This window comes from Enterobacter sp. IF2SW-B1, assembly GCF_001743375.1.
Lineage (GTDB): Bacteria > Pseudomonadota > Gammaproteobacteria > Enterobacterales > Enterobacteriaceae > Enterobacter > Enterobacter bugandensis.
In genome coordinates this window covers 232,973-253,883 of record NZ_MJAA01000003.1, presented here as the reverse complement: position 1 = coordinate 253,883, position 20,911 = coordinate 232,973, and the positions used below count along the sequence as shown (strand labels likewise).

The 20,911-nt window shown below is 57.4% G+C and carries 19 protein-coding genes; 9 read left to right on the top strand and 10 right to left on the bottom strand.

Going from position 1 to position 20,911, the window contains the following annotated elements:
- Positions 1-9: 9 nt before the first annotated feature.
- Positions 10-1,608: an ABC transporter substrate-binding protein gene (locus A6013_RS08835; RefSeq protein WP_069732888.1), complete on the bottom strand. Its 1,599-nt coding sequence runs from the start codon at positions 1,606-1,608 to the stop codon at positions 10-12.
- A gap of 283 nt (positions 1,609-1,891) precedes the next feature.
- On the opposite strand from A6013_RS08835, the gene A6013_RS08830 reads away from it, so the two are divergent.
- The 3 genes from A6013_RS08830 to A6013_RS08820 are packed head-to-tail and all read left to right on the top strand — an operon-like array spanning position 1,892 to position 8,389.
- Entirely contained in the window at positions 1,892-3,232 is a 1,341-nt protein-coding gene (locus tag A6013_RS08830; RefSeq protein ID WP_069732887.1) for an SrfA family protein, read from the top strand.
- Between the two features lie 4 nt (positions 3,233-3,236).
- Positions 3,237-6,218 carry a virulence factor SrfB gene (locus tag A6013_RS08825; RefSeq protein ID WP_069732886.1) on the top strand — a complete coding sequence of 994 codons (2,982 nt, stop codon included), beginning with the start codon at positions 3,237-3,239 and terminating at the stop codon, positions 6,216-6,218.
- A complete protein-coding gene (locus A6013_RS08820; RefSeq protein ID WP_069732885.1) occupies positions 6,215-8,389 on the top strand; it encodes a virulence factor SrfC family protein in 2,175 nt (724 codons plus the stop codon). The genes A6013_RS08825 and A6013_RS08820 overlap by 4 nt, the downstream gene beginning before the upstream one ends.
- Positions 8,390-8,445: 56 nt before the next feature.
- On the opposite strand, the gene A6013_RS08815 is transcribed toward A6013_RS08820, so the two are convergent.
- On the bottom strand, positions 8,446-9,201 hold the full coding sequence (locus A6013_RS08815; protein WP_069732884.1) for an alpha/beta fold hydrolase: 756 nt from the start codon (positions 9,199-9,201) through the stop codon (positions 8,446-8,448).
- An 86-nt stretch (positions 9,202-9,287) separates the two neighbouring features.
- Complete coding sequence (locus A6013_RS08810) at positions 9,288-9,461, bottom strand: GhoT/OrtT family toxin (protein WP_014883956.1); 174 nt, start codon at positions 9,459-9,461, stop codon at positions 9,288-9,290.
- A 244-nt stretch (positions 9,462-9,705) separates the two neighbouring features.
- Here A6013_RS08810 and A6013_RS08805 point away from each other — a divergent pair, with 244 nt between their 5' ends.
- Genes A6013_RS08805 through A6013_RS08795 form a run of 3 tightly spaced genes read left to right on the top strand, consistent with a single transcriptional unit; the run spans position 9,706 to position 10,600 of the window.
- Positions 9,706-10,032: a DUF1971 domain-containing protein gene (locus tag A6013_RS08805; protein WP_041912006.1), complete on the top strand. Its 327-nt coding sequence runs from the start codon at positions 9,706-9,708 to the stop codon at positions 10,030-10,032.
- Positions 10,033-10,059: 27 nt separating this feature from the next.
- On the top strand, positions 10,060-10,413 hold the full coding sequence (locus tag A6013_RS08800) for a DUF1971 domain-containing protein (protein ID WP_069732883.1): 354 nt from the start codon (positions 10,060-10,062) through the stop codon (positions 10,411-10,413).
- 4 nt (positions 10,414-10,417) lie between these two features.
- A complete protein-coding gene (locus A6013_RS08795; protein WP_003856955.1) occupies positions 10,418-10,600 on the top strand; it encodes a DUF1869 domain-containing protein in 183 nt (60 codons plus the stop codon).
- A 39-nt stretch (positions 10,601-10,639) separates the two neighbouring features.
- On the opposite strand, the gene patD is transcribed toward A6013_RS08795, so the two are convergent.
- From patD to A6013_RS08760, 7 genes are all read right to left on the bottom strand, one after another.
- Complete coding sequence (gene patD / locus A6013_RS08790; RefSeq protein WP_060571765.1) at positions 10,640-12,064, bottom strand: aminobutyraldehyde dehydrogenase; 1,425 nt, start codon at positions 12,062-12,064, stop codon at positions 10,640-10,642.
- 24 nt (positions 12,065-12,088) lie between these two features.
- Positions 12,089-12,895: an ABC transporter permease gene (locus tag A6013_RS08785; protein WP_041909768.1), complete on the bottom strand. Its 807-nt coding sequence runs from the start codon at positions 12,893-12,895 to the stop codon at positions 12,089-12,091.
- Positions 12,885-13,829 (bottom strand): ABC transporter permease, encoded by a 945-nt coding sequence (locus tag A6013_RS08780; RefSeq protein ID WP_069732882.1) that lies wholly within the window; start codon positions 13,827-13,829, stop codon positions 12,885-12,887. The genes A6013_RS08785 and A6013_RS08780 overlap by 11 nt, the downstream gene beginning before the upstream one ends.
- A 1-nt stretch (position 13,830) precedes the next feature.
- The gene (locus A6013_RS08775; protein ID WP_069732881.1) at positions 13,831-14,844 is read right to left on the bottom strand and encodes an ABC transporter ATP-binding protein; all 1,014 of its coding nucleotides are present in this window, start codon (positions 14,842-14,844) and stop codon (positions 13,831-13,833) included.
- 17 nt (positions 14,845-14,861) lie between these two features.
- Positions 14,862-16,007, bottom strand: a complete 1,146-nt coding sequence (gene ydcS, locus A6013_RS08770; protein ID WP_028013307.1) for a putative ABC transporter substrate-binding protein YdcS — start codon at positions 16,005-16,007, stop codon at positions 14,862-14,864.
- Positions 16,008-16,277: 270 nt separating this feature from the next.
- Positions 16,278-17,687 (bottom strand): PLP-dependent aminotransferase family protein, encoded by a 1,410-nt coding sequence (locus A6013_RS08765; RefSeq protein ID WP_069732880.1) that lies wholly within the window; start codon positions 17,685-17,687, stop codon positions 16,278-16,280.
- 81 nt (positions 17,688-17,768) lie between these two features.
- On the bottom strand, positions 17,769-17,957 hold the full coding sequence (locus tag A6013_RS08760; RefSeq protein ID WP_028013309.1) for a hypothetical protein: 189 nt from the start codon (positions 17,955-17,957) through the stop codon (positions 17,769-17,771).
- 393 nt (positions 17,958-18,350) lie between these two features.
- On the opposite strand from A6013_RS08760, the gene A6013_RS08755 reads away from it, so the two are divergent.
- From A6013_RS08755 to A6013_RS08745, 3 genes are read left to right on the top strand one after another with little or no spacing between them, the layout of a single operon-like run.
- Positions 18,351-19,751, top strand: a complete 1,401-nt coding sequence (locus A6013_RS08755; RefSeq protein ID WP_047365011.1) for a cytochrome ubiquinol oxidase subunit I — start codon at positions 18,351-18,353, stop codon at positions 19,749-19,751.
- The gene (gene cydB, locus A6013_RS08750) at positions 19,751-20,761 is read left to right on the top strand and encodes a cytochrome d ubiquinol oxidase subunit II (protein WP_045260632.1); all 1,011 of its coding nucleotides are present in this window, start codon (positions 19,751-19,753) and stop codon (positions 20,759-20,761) included. The genes A6013_RS08755 and cydB overlap by 1 nt, the downstream gene beginning before the upstream one ends.
- Positions 20,761-20,889 carry a DUF2474 domain-containing protein gene (locus tag A6013_RS08745; RefSeq protein ID WP_008501283.1) on the top strand — a complete coding sequence of 43 codons (129 nt, stop codon included), beginning with the start codon at positions 20,761-20,763 and terminating at the stop codon, positions 20,887-20,889. The genes cydB and A6013_RS08745 overlap by 1 nt, the downstream gene beginning before the upstream one ends.
- The last annotated feature ends 22 nt before the right edge of the window (positions 20,890-20,911 follow it).

Sequence of the window (20,911 nt, the reverse complement as noted above, 5' to 3'; positions counted from 1 at the left end):
AATAAATGCTTAGTTCAGCTTCGCTTTAGAGAAATCGCTGCCCATCAGGCTCACGCTGTATCCGGTCACGTTGCTGCGGGTTGCAAAGAACGTTTTGCCGTTTGCCAGCGCGATCCACGGTGCCTGCTGGTAGAAAATCTCCTGCGCCTGGCCGTACAGTTTCGCACGCTCGGCCGGATCGCTGGTCAGCTTCGCTTTTTGCACTAGTGCATCATAACCCTTATCGCACCAGCGTGCGGCGTTTGACCCGGTTTTAATACTGTTGCAGCCCAGCAGCACATCGGCAAAGTTGTCCGGGTCGCCGTTATCGGACATCCAGCCGAACAGCGCGGAGTCGTGCTCGCCTTTGCGCATCCCGGAGAGGTATTCGCCCCACTCATAGGAGACGATTTTGGCCTTCACGCCGACTTTCGCCCAGTCGCTCTGGATCATCTCCGCGATACGACGCGAGTTAGGGTTATACGGACGCTGAACCGGCATTGACCACAGCGTGACCTCTGCGCCCTTCTCCAGCCCGGCCTGCTTCAGCAGCGCTTTTGCTTTATCAGGATCGTAGCTGTAGTCCTGCAGATCTTTATTAAAGCCCAGCATATTTGGCGGGATCGGCGATTTAGCCACCGTACCGGAGCCCATAAAGACCGCATTAACGATAGCCTTCTTGTCGGTCGCGTAGTTCAGCGCCTGACGCACCAGCACGTTATCGAACGGCTTTTTCTCGGTGTTAAACGCCAGATAGCCGACGTTCAGCGCATCGACAGAGTGCAGCGTCAGGTCTTTGTTCTTTTTAATCACGTCAAACTGAACCGGAGACGGCGCAGGAATAATCTGACACTCGTTGGTCTGCAATTTCGCCAGGCGGGTTTCCACGTTTGGCGTGATGGAGAAGATAAGATGTTTGGTCGGCACCTCGCCATCCCAGTAGTTCGGATTAGCGACGTAGCGGATCAGCGAGTCCACCTTGTACTGCTGGAGCACATAGGGCCCGGTGCCGATAGGCCAGGTGTCTACGTTCTCAGGCGTGCCTTTTTTCAGCATCACATCGGCGTATTCGGCGGAAAGGATCGACGCGAAATCCATTCCCCAGTCGGCCAGGAACGCGGCGTTGGGTTCACTCAGGGTGAACTGAACGTGATAATCGTCGACCTTTTTAACGTCCTGAATCAGCTTATCGAGCCCGACATCGTTGAAGTATTCGTAGTTGCCCTGGGACACATTATGGTACGGGTGCTTAGGGTCTTTCTGACGCATCAACGAGAAAATAACGTCATCGGCGTTAAAGTCGCGCGTCGGCTTGAAGTATTTGTTGCTGTTGAACTTCACCCCTTTGCGCAGGGCAAAGGTATAGGTCTTGCCGTCCGGTGAAATCGTCCAGGATTCCGCCAGTGACGGGACCGGGGTATTTTTCACCGGGTCGAAATTGATCAGGCGGTTGTACAGAACCTGAGAGCTGGCCACGAACGACGGGCCAGAGCTGGCGATTTGCGGGTTGAACGACTCTGGCGATGCCTCGGAGCAGTAAATAAGGGTGTCGTTATTTGCCGCACATGCGGCACCGGCTGGTAAAAGAGCGCTCAGCGCAAGGGCGAGCAGCGTTTTCCCTGTAGACATAGTTATAACCCTGACAGTTTTATTATATAGGTCAGTAATAACAGCACAGCCCTTATCACCTGGCAAATAACGAAACACTATCAGGTTATTCTAAAGCCGCGTTTTTTGCCGGTTTTGCCGCCAGTGCAGAAAAAGGTGATTTGCCTTAAGTGACTTTATTCGTCAAGCACAACCGTCACGATCTATGCCGTAAGAAATCGGCGCTTTTAGCGTCTCTTCCTCCGTTTGTTTGCTTCCTCGTTTCGTTAAAGTAACGGTGTGAAGAAGTATATGGGATCAAATCGTGGCAAAAACTCTTTTACGCAGCGGTAATCTGGATGATTTTCAGGCCGTTGGCGGCGGCGGACAGGCCGTTTTTGAATCAGCGTTACAAATCCGGGAAGCGCTTCGATTGCGCAAACAGCAGGCCATAGTGGACTGTCTGGCTATTCCTCAGGTCAACGACAGCGGCGACCGCGTGGACTGGTATTCCCCCGTTGAGGGAAGCGTCACCAGCTGGAAGGCGGCCAGTGAAGACGACCGCTACCGCGCCCTGCGCTATCTGGAAAACACGCTTGCCAGCGTTGAGTCGTTAAGCAAGAAATGCCTCCAGTCGCCCAAAACCGCGCAGCAGCTTTTCGGCTCGCTGCTGTCGAAAGCGTTTCAGTTTCCCGGCGAGAATTTTGTTTTCCTGGTCGCAGGAAAGCCGATTATTTGCTTCTGGGGTTTTGTAAACCTGAACGAAAATGCGCGCGACGATGTGCTCGACTGCCTGCGTGAAGCGTTGATCCCCGAGCCTGCCCCCGTTGTGATTGAAGAGCCCGAGCCAGAACCCGAGCCCGAACCGGCCATCACCTTTGAAAAAGCAGACGAGCCGCTGATTGCGCCCGTCGCCGCCGTGCGTATTACGCCTGAAGAACTGTATGAGCCGGAGCCCGCGCCGGTTGTTGCGCAACCCGCTCAGGAACCTGCGCCTGTTGCCGTCACGAAAAAACGTCGCATTCCCCTGTGGACCCTGCCGGTTGCCGCCGTGATTGTGGCAGCCGTTGCCGCGCCGCTGCTGTGGCCAAAACAGGCCCCTTCGGCAGAGCCCGCTCCGGCACCGGCTCCTGAGCCCGTGGCTATTGCACCGCAGCCGATCAAAGCGGTAGAGCCGCTGGCTATGAATCTCCCCCTGCATCAGGCTGAGGTCGTCGCCAGTAAAGAAAAAGAACCCGCTCCTGCGCCTGAAGCCGCACCGGTGGTAATTGTTCCGATCCCGAAAGATGCCATGGTGATGGAAGCCGGTCAGGTGAAAGCCGGGTCGACGCGCTTCCTGAACGGTACCTGGCGCGCGGTTCTCGACGTGAAAGATCCGGTCACCGGCAAGCCGCCATCAATGCGCTATCAAATCCAGAACAATAAAGGTTTTGCCCGCGTCGTGCACGGCGACAACATTGTCTGCCGCGCGGAGATTTTCTCCGGGCTACACAGCAATGGCGAGCTGATGATTAAAAGTCGCGGCAATGCTCGCTGCACCGACGGTTCCCGCTATCCGATGCCGGAAGTCGCCTGTAAAGCCGGGGCCAGCGATATCGCAGAATGTCGCGCTCGCTACGATGCCAACACCGTCGTCCCACTGACGTTCAAGAAAGCAGGTGCCTGATCCTATGCTGGTAAATCTTTGCGACTATAAACAAAGCGTCACGCTTATTGCCAACAGCGGCGTGCAGTTCCTGGATTTCGGCCTGACGCCGCAGGACACCGCCAGCAACGGGCGCTTCGTACGTAAAACCGCGAACGGCCCCCTTTTGCGGCTCGATTTCGACCTGGTGAACGGGCGCTATACCCTGCCGGGGACGAACGGCGGTCAGCCTGAAGTGGTTAAACCGGAAACCACCATTCCGCTGCATCAGTCCCTTGCCGTGCTGGACGGCGTCTGGCTTCCCGTGCCCTTCCTGCGCTTCAACCCGCCGCGGACCTTTGTGGAAGGACCGGATAACTGGGCGCGCGTTCAGGTGCGCAAGCTCGAGAAGCCCGACACGGCAGGCAACTCGCACCGCGTCACCCTCGCGCTCGACAGCCAGATCGCGGAGCATGCCACTTCAGCCCTGTCGCCGGTTGAAAACGATATTCTGAATGGAACCCGCTTTGCGCTGGCGTGGCGCGATAGTGAGGTAGAAAGCTTCCTCGACCAGACCTGGATTGACGGCTGGCTGCGCGAGGCATTTACCCAGTATGCCGACGGCGTGGAAAACCGCTCTGAACGCGACCTGCAGCAGGCGATGCGCAGCTTCGAATACCAGGCCCACTGGCTCAACCTGCTGACCATGCTCGGTGAACAGATCACCATTCCGGAAGTGAAATTTGTCACCCACACGCTCAGCACGCCTGCCATTCCTGTCGACCTCATCCTCGACGTGGGCAACACCCACACCTGCGGCGTCATTATCGAAGACCACGGTGATGCAAACGACGGGCTTCGGCAGACCGCCGAGCTGCAGGTTCGTTCGTTAAGCGAGCCGCAGTTCCTGAACGAGCCTCTCTTTACCAGCCGTCTTGAATTCTCCGAAGCGCGTTTTGGCAAACAGCACTTCTCGGTGGAAAGCGGTCGCGAAGATGCGTTTGTCTGGCCGTCGATTGTTCGCGTGGGCGATGAAGCCCGCAAGCTGGCGATGCAGCGCCTGGGAACCGAAGGTAACAGCGGCATCTCCAGCCCGCGCCGCTACCTGTGGGATGAAACGCCTGTCGTACAGGACTGGCGCTTTAGCCAGATGAACGGCAAAACCCAGCGTGAACCGCTCGCCACGGCGTTTCCGCTGATGAACCTGATGAACGATGACGGTGAGCCGCTGTTTACGCTGCCGCAGGACGAGCGGCTGCCGGTCTTTTCGCCGCAGTACAGCCGCAGCACGCTGATGACGCACATGCTGTGCGAGCTGCTGGCGCAGGCGCTGGGCCAGATCAACAGCGTCGCCACCCGCCTGCGCCTGGGCTTCCCGGCCTCGCCGCGCCAGCTGCGCACCCTGATCCTGACCCTGCCCTCGGCCATGCCGAAGCAGGAGCGCGAGATTTTCCGTCGCCGCATGTTTGAAGCCATTGCCATCGTCTGGAAAGCGATGGGCTGGCACCCGCAGGATGAAGATTTTGCCACCCGCAAGCAGCAGGAAAAAAGCGTGGTGCCGGTCCCTGAGATCCAGATGGAGTGGGATGAAGCCAGCTGCGGTCAGCTGGTCTGGCTGTATAACGAAGCGATTTCCCGTTTTGGCGGCCAGACGGAAGCCTTTTTCGCCTCCCTCGCCCGCACGGATCGTGAACCTGAGCCGGGCGTGCAGCCGGGCCGCGCATTACGCGTCGCGTCTATCGACATCGGCGGTGGCACCACGGATATGGCAATAACCCACTACCAGCTTGATGACGGCTCCGGTAATAACGTCAAAATCACCCCGCAGCTGCTGTTCCGCGAAGGGTTCAAGGTGGCGGGCGACGATACCCTGCTGGACGTGATTCAGCGCTATGTCCTGCCCGCCCTGCAAACGCAGCTGCAGAAATCCGGCATTGCGGACGCCTCGCTGCTGATGGCGTCGCTGTTCGGCGACTCCGGGCGTATTGATACCCAGGCGGTACTGCGCCAGCAAACGGCGCTTCAGCTCTTTATGCCGATTGGCCACGCCATTCTTTCCGCGTGGGAAGCCAGCGATATTGACGATCCGCTGGCGGGCCTGCATGCCACCTTTGGCGAGCTCCTTGCGCAGAAACCAACCCGCAACGTGATGAACTATCTTCAGCAGGCAATCGATCATGCCATGCCGGCGGGCTCAGAGGCGTTCGACCTGTTCGCCGTGCCGCTGCACGTGAACTTCCGCGAAATGCAGGATGCAATGCTGGCCGGTCAGTTTACGCTGACCTCGCCGCTTCACGCGGTGTGTGAAGCGATTTCCCATTACAGCTGCGATATTCTGCTCATCACCGGGCGCCCGGGCTGCCTGCCGGGCGTTCAGGCGCTGATTCGGCATCTGCAGCCGGTGCCGGTCAACCGCATCGTCTGGCTGGATAAATATCAGGTTCACGAGTGGTATCCCTTCAGCCAGCAGGGGCGCATAGGCAATCCGAAATCGACCGCCGCGGTGGGGGCCATGCTCTGCAGCCTGGCGCTCGATCTGCGTCTGCCGCGCTTTAACTTTAAGGCCGCGGACATTGGCGCCTATTCCACCGTGCGCTATCTGGGCGTGCTGGATAACACCGTCAATACCCTGCGCGAGGAAAACGTCTGGTATCAGGATATCGATCTCGATAAACCCGGCGCGAAGCTTGACGCGCGGCTGCACTTCCCGCTGCGGGGTAACGTTACCCTCGGCTTCCGCCAGCTGGCGAACGCGCGCTGGCCCGCCACGCCGCTTTATACGCTCAGCATCAACTCGGCTGAACTGGCAAAAGCGATTGCCGGCGACGGCGTGCTTAACGTGCGGCTTAAGCTCTGCGGCGGCAGCAAATTAGAGGGCCCTGAGTCCTTCGAGCTCAGCGATGCCTGGCTGCAGGACGGCACGCCGGTTGCGCCTGACGCGTTAACCTTCAAACTGAATACCCTGGCCGATCGCCGACACAGCGGCAGCCACTACTGGATCGACAGCGGGAGCGTATACCTGAAATGACAGCGACCACGACCACCACTCAGGCCTTAATCGGGTGGATTAATGAGACGCGCCTGACCGCCCCTGTGCTGGATAACGATGCTGATGCCCTGCTTGCTCGCATCAACGCGGCGCAGGCGCGGGAGCATGCTATTGAACGCGCCCTGACCCGCCGGAGCAGCATTGGGCTTTACGGCCATTCTCAGAGCGCCAAAGCGCACCTGCTGCTGTCGCTGTGCGGCAGCGGTAACGGGCGCCTGAACGTGATGCCGGGCCAGCGCACCTTTGACTATTTTTCGCATATTAACCCAGGGCATGCCCTGACCAACATGGCCGTGCGCTTCACACGAGACACCCCGGAGGTAGCGGATGAGGCGTTTCCGCTGCGTCTGAGCCTGGTCACCGAGGCCGAACTGGTACAGCTGTTTATTGCCCGCACGACGCTGCACCCGCAGATGCGCGCGGTGGATAAGGCGGTCATTGAGACGCGTCTGGAGAAATGGCGCGGCCTTCGCCAGCCGCAGAGCGTGCCCGGCATCACTGCGCAGGATGTGGGTGCGATTTCGCGTTTCTGGCAAAGCACGGTACCCGCCGCGAGACAGCAAATTGATGACGCCCTGTGGCATGAGTTTGCCCAGCTGGTGCCATCGCTCGATCTCAGCACCCGCGCCAGCGTCTGGTCGCTGCTGTGGGGCGAGCAACAGGAGTTAACCCAGCAGTGGCTGAAGCTTGCCCACGTGCTGCATCAGACCAGCCATGCGAGCGAGCTGGCTGCGCCGCTGAGCCTGCTGGTGGACAGCTTTGGTCTGCCTGGTGAAGGGTTCCTGACGCACGGCACCTTAACCCAGCAGGAAACTCAGGAGACGCTGCTTCATCCGCTGAACAACGGTGAAATGCTCAACGCTATCAGCATCCCGGTCGACGTGCTTGCCTTCCTTACCCGCGAGCTGGTCTTGCCGGTTGAGAATGGCGCGCTGGATAACGTTGATATCATTGATATTCCGGTCTTTGAAGACGGCAGTGCCGATCCTTTAGTACAGGCTAAATGCCAGTGGCTGCTTGAACATTACCGCCAGCAGCTCCAGCCGGATGTGCTGGTTATCTGCAACGCGACAGCGCGGCACGAGCAGACGGCCCAAAAAGCAAAAGTGTTAATTAACTGGATTAAAGAGACCCAGCCTGCCGAGGAGTCTGCCCTGCCGGGGCTGGTGTGGGCGATCACCCCGCATGACGCTCGTTTCACTACCCGACAGAATCTCGATGAAGCCGTACAGCATCTGCTGGGCAAGCCAGGCCTGCGCTGGGGAACTCTGCAGGCGCTGGACAGCCACAGCATGCAGCGCGTCATTGAGTGGTTGTCTCAGGCGACGCTCCCGGCACAGCGGCAGAAGCGCCTTGGCACGCTGAAAAACCTGCTGCGGCAGGAGATCGCGTCGCTGATGCAAAGCTATCTGGCGCCGCTGGTTGAGGAACCGGGTACACGACGTGCTCAGGCCGAAAACATGGTGCGCACGCTGCAAAGCAGTGCCGCCCGTCACGGCGAACTGCTTGAAGGTCTGCTGCCGCCGCTGAAAGCCTTTGAAACGCTGCTCGCCGTTCAGCAGCCGCGCGAGGAGCAGGTGAACGGGCTGTTCACGGACACCATCGATCTGTTCGCCGATAACGCCCAGGAAAGCGCAGGACGATTCCAGACAAAAGACAAAGCGCGCCTGGCGCACAGAGTATGGATAAATCATCTGCGCCAGTGGAGCCGCAATGAAGCTACCGCCGCCCGTCTTGGTCTGGAGCCCGCGGTGCTGCAGCAAATCGCGGATGTGCTGGTGGTAACCAGCTACCGGCTTAATCTGCCGCAACAGCTTCAACGAATTGTCGATGCGGATAAAAGCAGCGCGGCGCAGCTGCATGCGGTTATAGGGAATTTCGTTGGCTGGCTGGGTTACGACCAGACCCCGTCAGCAGAACGCCCCGCAAGCCGCATTCGCAAAGGTCAGGCAATCTTTGTTACGCCCGTCGTCAGCAGTGCCGCACCACGCCTGACGCGTCTGGGAGAACAGCCTGTTCATGCGGCCACCGCGTACGTTTACGACTGGCTGGTTGCCCTCTATAGCCGGGCAATCGAAAACATTGATTATCAGCACCCGCATGATGTTCAGCCTGACGCACGTCGGGCACTGCGGGCTTTAATCCTGTAGAGGCCTTTCTTGCCGGGTAGCGCTGCGCTTACCCGGCCTGTATTCCGCAACGATAATCACGCCGCCATACACTCCGCTAACGCCTGCGCCAGTGCCGATGGGTTTTCCCACGACATGGAGTGCCCCGCCGCAGGGATGATTTTGAGCTCAACGCCCTTCAGCTTCAGATTATCCACATCGTCATCCGGCAGTGAGAGCTCACCAAAAATCAACGTCACCGGGCAAGTCAGCGACAGAAATTGCGCTTCCCAGTCCGGCTCAACACCCGCGACCAGACTTGATGCGCCACGCCAGACGGCATAGGGTGCATTGCTTTGCAGGCACCCGGCCCAGGCGGTGGTCTCTTTACGGAGCATGGCATTATAGCCCTGCGCCACAAACTGGTGTTCGGTTTGCGCCGCAATAGAGCGGCTAAACATCCCCCCACCGGCGTGAAAATTGGGCTCCGACACCATCAGTCCCTTCACGCGCGGTGCCAGCAGCCCCGCCGTTTCTATAGCAATGCTGCCGCCCATGCTGTGACCGTATAACCAGAAGGCATCCAGCTGAAGATGGTCAATCAACTCCGCCACGACGCGCGCCTGTTCAGTCGTTTTATAGCTGTAATGTTCAGGCTTATCGCTGTAACCGCTGCCGGGTAAATCGATGAGAATAGCTCTGCGCCCGCCAAACTGAGGGTCTCGGACGACGCGAGGATATTCATAGGAAGAGGCGCAGCCCAATCCGTGGATAAAGACTACGGGATCGCCAGAGCCGGGCAAATCATGCCAGCGCACGGTGCAACCCGCATGCTGCGAGTAAAAACTGTTCATAAGCACTCCTTTTACGATGCACTGTGTATTTATACAGCTATCGTAACTGGAATGCTATGTTCATCTTTCGAAATTGGAAGGATGCTTCAGAAAAGAGAAATCAGCAGCGCAACGGGGAAACTCATCGGCCAGGTCGACCCGACCAGAAACGCGCTAAGCAGGCGGATGCGCTTGCGGTCTTTAGAAAGGAACCAGGTAATCAATGCACAGATGGAAGCCATCACTGCGTAAAAAACCAACATCTTTTGATACAACGTCATTCTGTATACCAGAGCCGAAAAAATAACCGCACGCAATATGCGTCATATGTTGATACAGATCAAGTTTTTTCATTACATAATAACCACTTAAATATTATGGCTAATAACAACTGAGTATTTTGTATTACAAACAGGGGGAGCCACCCATAATCTTTATTGATAACATGCAAGTTAAATGCACTTTTTGATAAATCCTCTCTTCCGCATAGGCGTCTAATAAAGGCAGACATACATGGGAGGCAATATGCTACGCATTCCGCAAAGCTGTATTCATACCCGCTCTACCCCTTTCTGGAATAAAGAAACCGCCCCCGCCGGGATCTTTCAGCGTCATCTCGACACGGGTACCCGTCCGGGCGTTTATCCCCGCCTGTCCGTTATGCAGGGTGCCGTCCGCTACCTGGGTTATGCTGATGAACATGCCCCTGAGCCTGACAGCACACTGATTATCAGGGCCGGCCACTTCGGTGTTTTTCCCCCTGAGAAATGGCATCACATCGAGGTGATGAGCGACGACACGCTGTTCAATATTGAATTTTTCGTCGAACCAGAGGTGTTGAAGTCGCTTTAAGCGGCTTTTATTTACGAGGTAACCTTTATGCTACGTATCCCTGAGAATTTTGTTCATACCCGCTCCACGCCATTCTGGAACAAAGACACCGCGCCAAAAGCCCTTTTCACTCACCATAATACGAAAGCCAGCGTATATGGCCGTTTGTCGGTGATGCAAGGTGCGGTGCGCTATTTTGGTTTCCCGAACGCTGACGCGACCGAACCGGATCTGGAACTGGTGATTGAAGCCGGATCGTTTGGCATCTCGCCGCCGGAGAAATGGCACCGCATCAAGCTATTGACCGACGATACCTATTTCAATATCGACTTTTTTGCCGATCCTGACGTTACGCTTCAGGGCGCGGGCATCGGCAAAGTGGTCAATACACATAAGGAGTAACCGCGTGGGTAAAGCAACGTACACAGTGACCGTGACCAACAACAGCAACGGCGTCTCGGTGGATTATGAAACAGAGGCCCCCATGGAGTTGCTCATCCCCGACGTCGCCGCAGACGTGGTAAAAGATCTGGTGAATACCGTCCGCGCTTACGACACGGAAAATGAGCACGAGGTGTGTGGCTGGTAAAGCAAACGCCCGGCGATGCCGACCGCCGGGCATGATTTCCTAGTGTTTTATCATCACATGCCGGACAACCGTATAATCCTCAAGCCCGTACACCGACATATCCTTTCCATAGCCAGACAATTTCATGCCGCCGTGCGGCATTTCGCTCACCAGCATAAAGTGGGTATTGACCCAGGTGCAGCCGTACTGCAGGCGCGCGCTCAGGCGATGGGCGCGGCCCACGTCTTTCGTCCAGACCGATGACGCCAGGCCGTATTGCGAATCGTTCGCCCAGGCCAGGACCTGCGCTTCATCGTCGAATTCGGTGACGCTCACCACCGGTCCAAACACTTCTCGCTGAACGATGGCATCGTCCTGTTTCGCCCCGGCCAGCAACGTTGGCTGGAAGTAGTAGCCCGCCCCCTCTTTTTTGCTCCCGCCCGTCACCACGCGGATATGGCCGAGGGCTTTCGCCTCGTCAACCGCCTGACAGACGCGTGAAAGATGGGCAGCCGAGCTGAGCGGACCGAGTTCAGTAGATTCATCCTCCGGGGCACCCATTTTGAGGCTGGCGACCGCGGCACCGAGCTTTTCCACCAGCCGGGCATAGATCCCCTTCTGGGCATAGATACGGCAGGCCGCCGTACAGTCCTGCCCGGCATTGTAGAAACCAAACGTCCGCACGCCTTCTACAACCGCATCCAGGTCGGCGTCATCGAACACGATAACCGGCGCTTTACCGCCCAGCTCCATGTGGGTGCGCTTAATGGAGGACGCCGTGTGGCCGATGATATGCTCCCCGGTAGCAATCGAACCGGTCAGCGACACCATGCGCACTTTTTCATGTCCGGTGAGCGGGTCGCCCACCGTTTTTCCACGGCCAAACAGCACGTTGAGAACGCCAGCCGGGAAGATATCTTTCGCCAGCTCCGCCAGCTTTAACGCCGTTAGCGGCGTGATTTCAGACGGCTTGATGACCACACAGTTACCGGCCGCCAGCGCAGGCGCCAGCTTCCATGCCGCCATCATCAGCGGGTAGTTCCACGGCGCGATAGAGGCAACCACGCCCACCGGGTCGCGGCGGATCATCGACGTGTGGCCGTCAAGATACTCACCCGCGGCCAACCCGTTCAGGCAGCGGGCCGCCCCGGCGAAGAAACGGAAAACGTCGACCACTGCGGGAATTTCATCGCCCAGCGCACAGTGCAGCGGCTTGCCGCAGTTGAGGGATTCGAGCCGGGCAAACTCTTCGCCATGCGCTTCAATCGCATCCGCGAGCTTCAGCAGGCACTCGGCGCGCGTTTTCGGCGTCGTTTGTCCCCACGCCTCAAAAGCACGGTCGGCGGCCTGAACCGCTGCGTCGACCTGTGCCGCTGACGCTTCTGCAATCTCCAGCAGCACCTCTCCGGTGGCCGGGTTATAGACAGGCTGTTTCTCTCCCTCTCCGGCAACCAGTTCACCCTTTATCAGCAGATGTGTTTGCATAGCATTGTCCTGTTCAAATCAATGTTATTTCCCGCCGCCGGCGATGTTCTCGCCGTCGCGGGTTAGCCACCAGGCTCCCAGAATGGGGATGGTTGTTACCAGCATCACCAGCAGTGCAACGACGTTGGTGACCGGCACGTCGCGCGGACGGCCTAGCTGATTGAGCAACCACAGCGGTAACGTGCGTTCGTGTCCCGCCGTAAAGGTTGTGACGATAATTTCGTCAAACGACAGGGCAAACGCCAGCATTCCCCCGGCCAGCAGCGCGGAGCCCAGGTTGGGCAGCACCACATAGCGGAAGGTTTGCCATCCGTCGGCCCCGAGATCCATCGACGCTTCCACCAGACTCCAGGAGGTGCGTCTGAACCGGGCAATCACGTTATTGAAGACCACCACCACGCAAAACGTGGCGTGCCCAACCACGATGGTGAAAAACCCCGGCTCAAGGTTGATTGTTTTGAACGCTGTCAGCAGCGCCAGGCCGGTGATGATCCCCGGCAACGCAATCGGCAGCAGCAGCAATAGCGAGATCGCGTTCTTGCCAAAAAACTCGCTTCGCCAGAGCGCCGCTGCAGCAAGCGTGCCAAGCACCAGGGCTATCGCGGTGGATAGCGCGGCAACCTGAAGTGACAACGTCACCGATTCGATGATATCGCCGCGCCCCGCCGCCGCAGTAAACCACTTCAGCGTCAGCCCCTGAGGCGGAAAGCTGTAGGCAGCATCTTCGGTATTAAAGGCATAGACTGCGATAATCAGCAGCGGGAAGTGCAGGAAGATGACACCTCCCCACGCTGCCACTTTCAGGAACAGCGGTGCGCGTTCAGAGTGCATCGAATGCTCCCAGACGCTTCACGAACGCCAGATAGAGTGAAATCAGCACGATGGGAATCAGCGTGAACGCGGCGGCCATGGGCATATTGCCGATCGCCCCCTGCTGGGAGTAGACCATGTTACCGATGAAAAACCCCGGCGGCCCAACCAGCTGCGGTACGATGAAATCCCCCAGCGTCAGGGAAAAGGTGAAGATTGAACCCGCGGCAATACCCGGAATAGCCAGCGGCAAAACGACATAGCGGAAGGTCTGGCGCGGGCGCGCGCCGAGATCGGCTGAGGCCTGCAGCAGCGAAGCCGGCAGACGTTCCAGCGCCGCCTGAACGGGCAGGATCATAAACGGCAGCCAGATATAGACGAAGACCAGAAACCGTCCCAGCCCGGAGGTCGATAAGGTGTTGCCGCCTACCGTGGGTAGCGTAAGGATCGAGGTCAGGAGCGGCTCCAGCCCCAGGTGGTTGAGGAACCATTGTGCCACGCCGTCCTTCGCCAGCAGCAGCGTCCAGGCGTAGGCTTTGACGATGTAGCTCGCCCACATTGGCAGCATCACGGCGATATAGAAAAACGCTTTCCACTTGCCGCGGGTGTATCGCGCCATGTACCAGGCCATCGGGAACGCCAGAATTGCGCTGGCAATCGTCACCGCAATCGCCATCGTTAACGTGCGCAGGATGATGTCGTAGTTTGCCGGATTGAAGAGCGCCAGTATGTTCGCCAGGGTCAGATCCGGCGTGACCGCCATGGTGAAATCGTCAAAGGTGTAAAAACCCTGCCACAAAAGGGTCAGCAGCGATCCTAAATAGACAATGCCAAACCACATCAGCGGTGCAAGCAGAAGCAGAAACAGTCCAAGCGACGGTTTACGCCAGAACAGTGACGTAATGCGGCTTATGCGGCCGCGCGGGGCGGGAGGGTGCGCGACACTCATAGCCATTTCACCTCTCCTCCTGCAGGCGAATCATCGCCTCGCGCGACCACGACGCCGTGACGGTCTGCCCCGGCGCAATGCCGCTTAGCGGCGAGAAATCGCTGAGATTGGCCTGGCTCATCAGCAGTTTGGCACCGTCGGCGAGCCTGAGCTCAAGACGCGTGGCAGCCCCCTGATACTGAACGGCCTGGACGACGCCCTGCACCTGAACTTCACCCCCCTCATTCAGGCGGATATGTTCCGGACGCAGGGAATAGCTGCCCTCCATGCCGCAGATTTTATGCGCCAGGCCTGCATCGAAGACGTTCGAGGTGCCGACAAAACCGGCGACAAACGGCGTGCGCGGGCGCATGTAGAGATCGCGCGGGGTATCGACCTGCTCGATGCGCCCATTATTGAACACCGCCACCCGGTCCGACATGGAGAGGGCTTCACCCTGATCGTGGGTGACGAAAATAAAGGTGATGCCGAGTTCCTGCTGAAGTTTCTTCAGCTCGAACTGCATCTGTTCCCGCAGCTTGAGATCGAGCGCGCCTAACGGCTCGTCGAGCAGCAGGACGCGCGGTTCATTCACCAGCGCCCGCGCGATGGCCACACGCTGGCGCTGGCCTCCGGAAAGCTGCGAAGGCTTGCGGGCGACGGCAAAGCTTAAGCCCACTTTTTCCAGCGCGTCGCGAGCCTGCGCGTGGCGTTTTTTCTTGTCGACGCCTTTCACCATCAGCCCGTAGGCGACGTTATCGAGGATCGACATATGCGGGAACAGCGCGTAATCCTGGAATACGGTGTTCACGTCCCGCTCCCACGGCGGCAGCGCGCTCGCCTCTTTGCCAAAGATAGATATCGTGCCGCCTGACAGCTGCTCAAAGCCGGCAATCAGACGCAGGCAGGTGGTTTTGCCGGAGCCCGAAGGCCCCAGCATGGAGAAGAATTCTCCGTCACGAACGGCAATGGTGACCCCATCCACCGCCCGCACGTCGCCGTACAGACGGGAAACGTCATTAAACTCTACCGCGTACGTCATGTTCTGCTCCCGGATGATTAACGGCCACCCATGATGGCGATGTAATCCTGCGTCCAGCGGCTGTAAGGCACATATTTTCCGCCTTCTGCGATGGGGGTTTTCCAGAACATGATTTTGTCAAAATAGTTATAGCCGTTGGTTTCACAGCCCTTGTCACCCAGCAGCGTGCTGGCCTTACACCCTTCAGGCACGACGGGCAGCGAGCCAAACCATGCCGCCAGATCGCCCTGCACTTTCGGCGTGAGCGACCAGTTCATCCACTTGTAGGCGCACATCGGGTGTTTTGCCTGCGCATGCAGCATGGTGGTATCCGCCCAGCCGGTCACCCCCTCTTTCGGGAAGACGGTGGCAACGGGCTGGTTCTCGCCCTTCAGGGCATTCGCCTGATACGGCCAGGCGCTGGAGGCCACGACGCCTTCATTTTTGAAGTCGCTCATCTGGACGGTGGTGTCATGCCAGTAGCGGTGGATCAGGGCATGCTGGTCGCGAAGTACTTTGAGCACGGCGGCATACTGTTCTTCAGTGAGCTGATACGGGTCGCTAATACCCAGCTGCGGCTGAGTGGCTTTGACGAACAACGCCGCATCGGCGATATAAATCGGGCCGTCGTATGCCTGCACGCGTCCCTGATTGGTTTTGCCGTCCGGCAGATCCTGCTTCGTAAAGACCACGCTCCAGCTGTCCGGCGGCGTAGGGAAGGTTTTGGTGTTGTACATCAATAGATTGGGCCCCCACTGATACGGCGTGCCGTAGACCTTGCCGCCCACGTTAAACCACTCGCCCTTCACGATGCGCGGGTCAAGGGTTTTCCAGTTGGGGATCAGTTCCGGGTTAATCGGCTGAACGCGTTTTCCCATAATCAGGCGGAGCGAGGCATCACCTGACGCGGTGACAAGGTCGTAACCTCCCTTCGCCATCAGGCTGACCATTTCATCGGACGTGGCCGCCGTTTTAACGTTGACCGCGCAGCCGGTCTCTTTTTCAAACTGGGTAACCCAGTCATAATTTTTATCCGTCTGTCCGCGTTCGATGTACCCCGGCCAGGCGATAATATCCAGTCGGCCTTCCCCGTCGCCAATGGCCTTTGGTGGTTCTGCGGCTTGCGCGGTCATGATAGTCATGCCGAGCGCGCACAGGCTGCTGCGGGCAAATTTTTTGCTCATAAGACTTACTCCTGTCGCAATGAAATTTAGCGGCAGCCGTGCCGTAAAAATATCTCCCTTATTAAACGTAGACCGCGCAAATGCGCCGCACCGTTCGGCTTAAGGAAATTTCATCAAGGTGTGACCGAGGACGCATTCCCCGTTAACTGGATTATAGACAAGGAGTTAGCCGCGAAAGCCGGTATGCAGATTTCATATGATACGGCACCGCAAAATATTTGCCGTGCCGTCGTCAGGATAAGAAATGATTATTTAAATTAAGTAGAAAAGTTATTCCATCATTGTGCTAATTAATTTACCTAACTGAAGGGCCGCCTGCTCTTCCCGCTCGCCCCACGCCCAGGACGTATTAAACCGGAAGAACGGCGTCCACGCGTCAGAGGTTGAAAACATCTTTCCGGGCGCAATGCTGATATGGTGCGTTAAGGCCTTTTCGCTCAGCAGTCCCGCGTCCAGCTGCGCAGGTAGCTCCAGCCATAAAAAGTAGCCGCTGTCGTTGTGGTGGATTTTGACGCCGGCGGGCATATGGCGCAGAAGCGACTGCCACGCCTGCTGTTTTCGCTCGGCGAGGGTTCGTCGCAGGCGGCGCAGATGGGCGTCGTAGCGTTTTGTCGCCAGGTAGTCCACCAGCGCCAGCTGCATGGGAGAACTGGTTGAAAGCGTGCTCATCAGCTGCAGCTGCTGAATGCGGCGCGCGTGTTTTCCTGCCGCCACCCAGCCGATGCGAAACCCCGCCACCAGGCATTTTGAAAAGGAGGAGCAGTGAAGCGTCATATCTACCCGGTCCCAGGCTTTGGCCGGAAGCGGTTTTTCGCGACCAAAATAGAGCTCGCTGTAGACATCGTCCTCGATCAAAGTGACGTTGTGCTCCGTCAGGAGCGCGACCAGACGCGCTTTTTTTTCCGCACTTAGCGTAAAGCCAAGCGGGTTTTGGCCGTTGGTCATGAGCCAGCAGGCTTTTACGGGGTAGTCGTTCAGCGCCTGCTCAAGCGCATTCAGATCGATCCCCTCCCGAACGTCTGTGGCGACCGACAGCGCTTTTAGCTTCAGACGCTCCAGCGCCTGCAGCGCGCCGTAAAAACACGGGTTTTCAACAATCACCCAGTCTCCTGGCTCCGTCACCGCCTGCAAACTCAGGTTGAGGGCCTCAAGGGCGCCTGCGGTAATGACGATCTCGTCCGGCGAGATGTTCATCCCCTGCTGCGCATAACGGCGCGCAATGGCGTGACGGAGTTCAGCGTTACCGGGCGGCAGGTTCTCAATCACGCTCATTGCGGTAGCGGTTTTACTGACGTTTGCCAGCGAGCGGTTGAGCTGCTGAAGCGGGAAAAGCCGGGGGTCGGGAAACGCGGAGGCGAAAGGAACAACGGACGGATCGCGGCTGGCCTGTAAGACCTCGAAGATATAGGTGTTGATATCTACCGCTTCATCACGCATCACCTGGGCAGGCGGCGCAGGCTGTTGTGCGGTCGGGCGCGAGGCAACGTAATAGCCCGACTGCGGCCTGGCGACAATGCGCCCCTGACTTTCCAGCATCTGATACGCGTGGCCAACGGTCATAAAGCTCATGCCGCTGCTTGCCACCTGCTCTCGCAGGGAAGGCAGCTTATCGCCCGGCAGCCAAACGCCAAGCTCAATCTGCGAGATAATTTGTTGCGCCAGACGCTGGTATTTTTTCATCAGATTCTCCTTATTGCCGACAGTGTATATCAGCAGGAGAAAAAGAGAAGTTTTTGCTAACTGTTATAGTTTAAGTAAAAATTACTTACGGTACTCGGTAACGTGGCTTTGCGCCTGACGCGCAGCGGCCAGGTGATCGAGCGTGATCATTGACGATTTGCAAAAGATGCATTTCGCACCGAGCGGGTTTTTCTCAGATACATCAAAGACTGAGGTACGGTACTGCGAGCCATGACAGCATGGGCAGCGGAAATGGATATAAGAAGTCATAGGATTCTCCTGTGAACGTAAAAACGTAAATTACTCATGAGCCGATCAGGCAATAATGGTTTTAAACAAAACTAATCGGAATGTAGATAAAGACCCAAGAGAGGCTGCGGAGAGGCACAACGTGATGAGAACTGCTTTATGAAACTACGTCAGATATTTTTTTGGACTCAAAACCAGAAGACCATTAACGCACGGCGTTGACGACAAAGCAAGCGGTTTAATGCGTAAAATTCATAAAAAGAATGTTTTTATTCCTCGTTGGCGAGGTATATCTGATAGCTAAAGCATGCGTTTTATGCCAACTGTTATGGTTAAAAATCACTTTTCTGCGTCTGAAAGTCCGAACGTTGCCCCTATAGCATAACAGTACACCGTTTGACATTGAGGCTGTGCATGTTTGGTTTAGATGCTTTTCACCTTGCGCGGATACAGTTTGCCTTTACCGTATCCTTTCACATTATTTTCCCGGCCATCACCATCGGCCTGGCCAGCTATCTTGCCGTGCTCGAAGGGCTGTGGCTGAAAACAAAAAATCCGGTCTGGCGCTCGCTGTACCATTTCTGGTCGAAGATTTTCGCCGTCAACTTTGGCATGGGCGTGGTCTCCGGGCTGGTGATGGCCTACCAGTTTGGCACCAACTGGAGCGGCTTTTCGCAGTTTGCAGGCAGCATTACCGGCCCGCTGCTGACCTATGAAGTGCTTACCGCCTTCTTCCTCGAAGCCGGGTTCCTCGGCGTGATGCTGTTCGGCTGGAATAAAGTGGGGCCAGGGCTGCACTTCTTCTCCACCTGCATGGTGGCGCTGGGCACCATTATCTCAACCTTCTGGATCCTCTCCTCGAACAGCTGGATGCAGACCCCGCAAGGCTACGAGATCGTCAACGGTCAGGTGGTACCGGTGGACTGGTTCGCCGTGGTATTTAACCCCTCCTTCCCCTACCGCCTGCTGCATATGTCGATTGCGGCATTCCTGAGTAGCGCCCTGTTTGTCGGTGCATCCGCGGCATGGCATCTGCTGCGCGGGAATAATACCCCTGCCATTCGGGCGATGTTTTCGATGGCGCTGTGGATGACGCTGATTGTTGCACCCATCCAGGCCCTGGTTGGCGATATGCACGGGTTGAACACCTTAAAGCATCAGCCCGCCAAGATTGCCGCTATTGAAGGCCATTGGGAAAATCCGCCGGGCGAGCCTACTCCACTGCTGCTGTTTGGCTGGCCTGACATGGAGCAGGAACGCACCCGCTTTGGAGTGGCGATCCCGGCGCTGGGTAGCCTCATCCTGACGCACAGCCTGGATAAACAGGTCCCTGCGCTAAAAGAGTTTCCAAAGGAAGACCGTCCTAATTCCACCATCGTCTTTTGGTCGTTCCGCATTATGGCGGGCTTAGGGATGCTAATGCTGCTGCTAGGGGTAGTGGCGCTCTGGCTGCGTTATAAAAAGCGGGTTTATTCTTCGCGTCCGTTCCTGTGGTTTGCCCTGCTGATGGGGCCATCCGGGCTGATTGCCATTCTGGCCGGATGGGTCACCACCGAAGTCGGCCGCCAGCCGTGGGTGGTCTACGGACTCCAGCGAACGAAGGATGCGGTTTCAGCCCATGGTGACCTGCATATGAGCGTGAGCCTGCTGGCCTTCTTCGTCGTCTATACCTCGGTATTTGGCGTGGGCTACAGCTATATGGTGCGCCTCATCCGAAAAGGCCCGCAGCCGCATGAATCGTTCGCCACCGAGTCCGATGGACGCCCGGCGCGCCCGCTTTCTGCCGTCACAGCTGAACATAAGGAGCAGCCATAATGGGTATCGATCTTTCCATTATCTGGTTTGTCATCATCGTCTTTGCCACGCTGATGTATATCGTCATGGACGGGTTTGATCTGGGAATCGGTATTCTGTTCCCGGCAACACAAAACGCCGACGATCGCGACGTGATGGTCAACAGCGTCGCACCGGTCTGGGACGGCAATGAGACCTGGTTGGTGCTAGGTGGTGCCGCCCTGTTCGGTGCATTCCCACTGGCCTATGCGGTGATTATCGATGCTCTGACCATTCCGCTGACGTTAATGCTGATCGGACTTATATTCCGCGGCGTGGCGTTTGAATTTCGCTTTAAAGCCACGCCGGCCCACCGTCCTTTCTGGGATAAGGCGTTTATTGGCGGTTCCGTTCTGGCGACCTTTACCCAGGGCGTGACGGTAGGTGCCGTCATTAACGGCTTTAGCGTCACTGGCAGAACGTATACCGGCGGACCGTTTGACTGGTTTACCGCGTTTAACCTGTTCTGCGGCGCGGGTCTGGTGGTGGCCTACGCGCTGTTAGGCTCAACCTGGCTGGTGATGAAAAGCGAAAATGCGCTGCAGCAGCGGATGCGTGAGGTGTCGAAAACGCTGTTAATCGTGCTGCTGGCGTTTATCGCAGCGATCAGCCTCTGGACGCCGCTGGCGCACCCGGCCATCGCGGCGCGCTGGTTTACGCTGCCGAATCTGTTTTATCTGCTGCCAGTCCCTGCCCTGGTCGTCATGTTTAGCTTCTACCAGTGGCGCTGCCTGAGTAATCCTGACAGCCATGCTCGGCCGTTTATTCTGACGCTGGGGCTAATATTTCTCGGCTTTAGCGGGCTTGGTATCAGCATCTGGCCGCATATCATACCGCCGTCGATCACCCTGTGGCAGGCCGCCGCGCCAACGCAAAGCCAGGGCTTTATGCTGGTGGGCGCGCTGTTGATCATTCCCGTTATTCTGGTCTACACCTTCTGGAGCTACTACGTATTTCGCGGCAAAGTTCAGCCTGGGGAGGGTTATCACTGATGCAACAACCTGTCTGGAAAAGATTGCTGTGGCTGGCCATTATCTGGGGCGGCAGCGTACTTGCGCTGGCAGCAGTCAGCATGCTCTTTCGCATGCTGATGACGGCTGCCGGATTTAAATCGCATTAAACTTCATTCCGGGCAGCCCTGC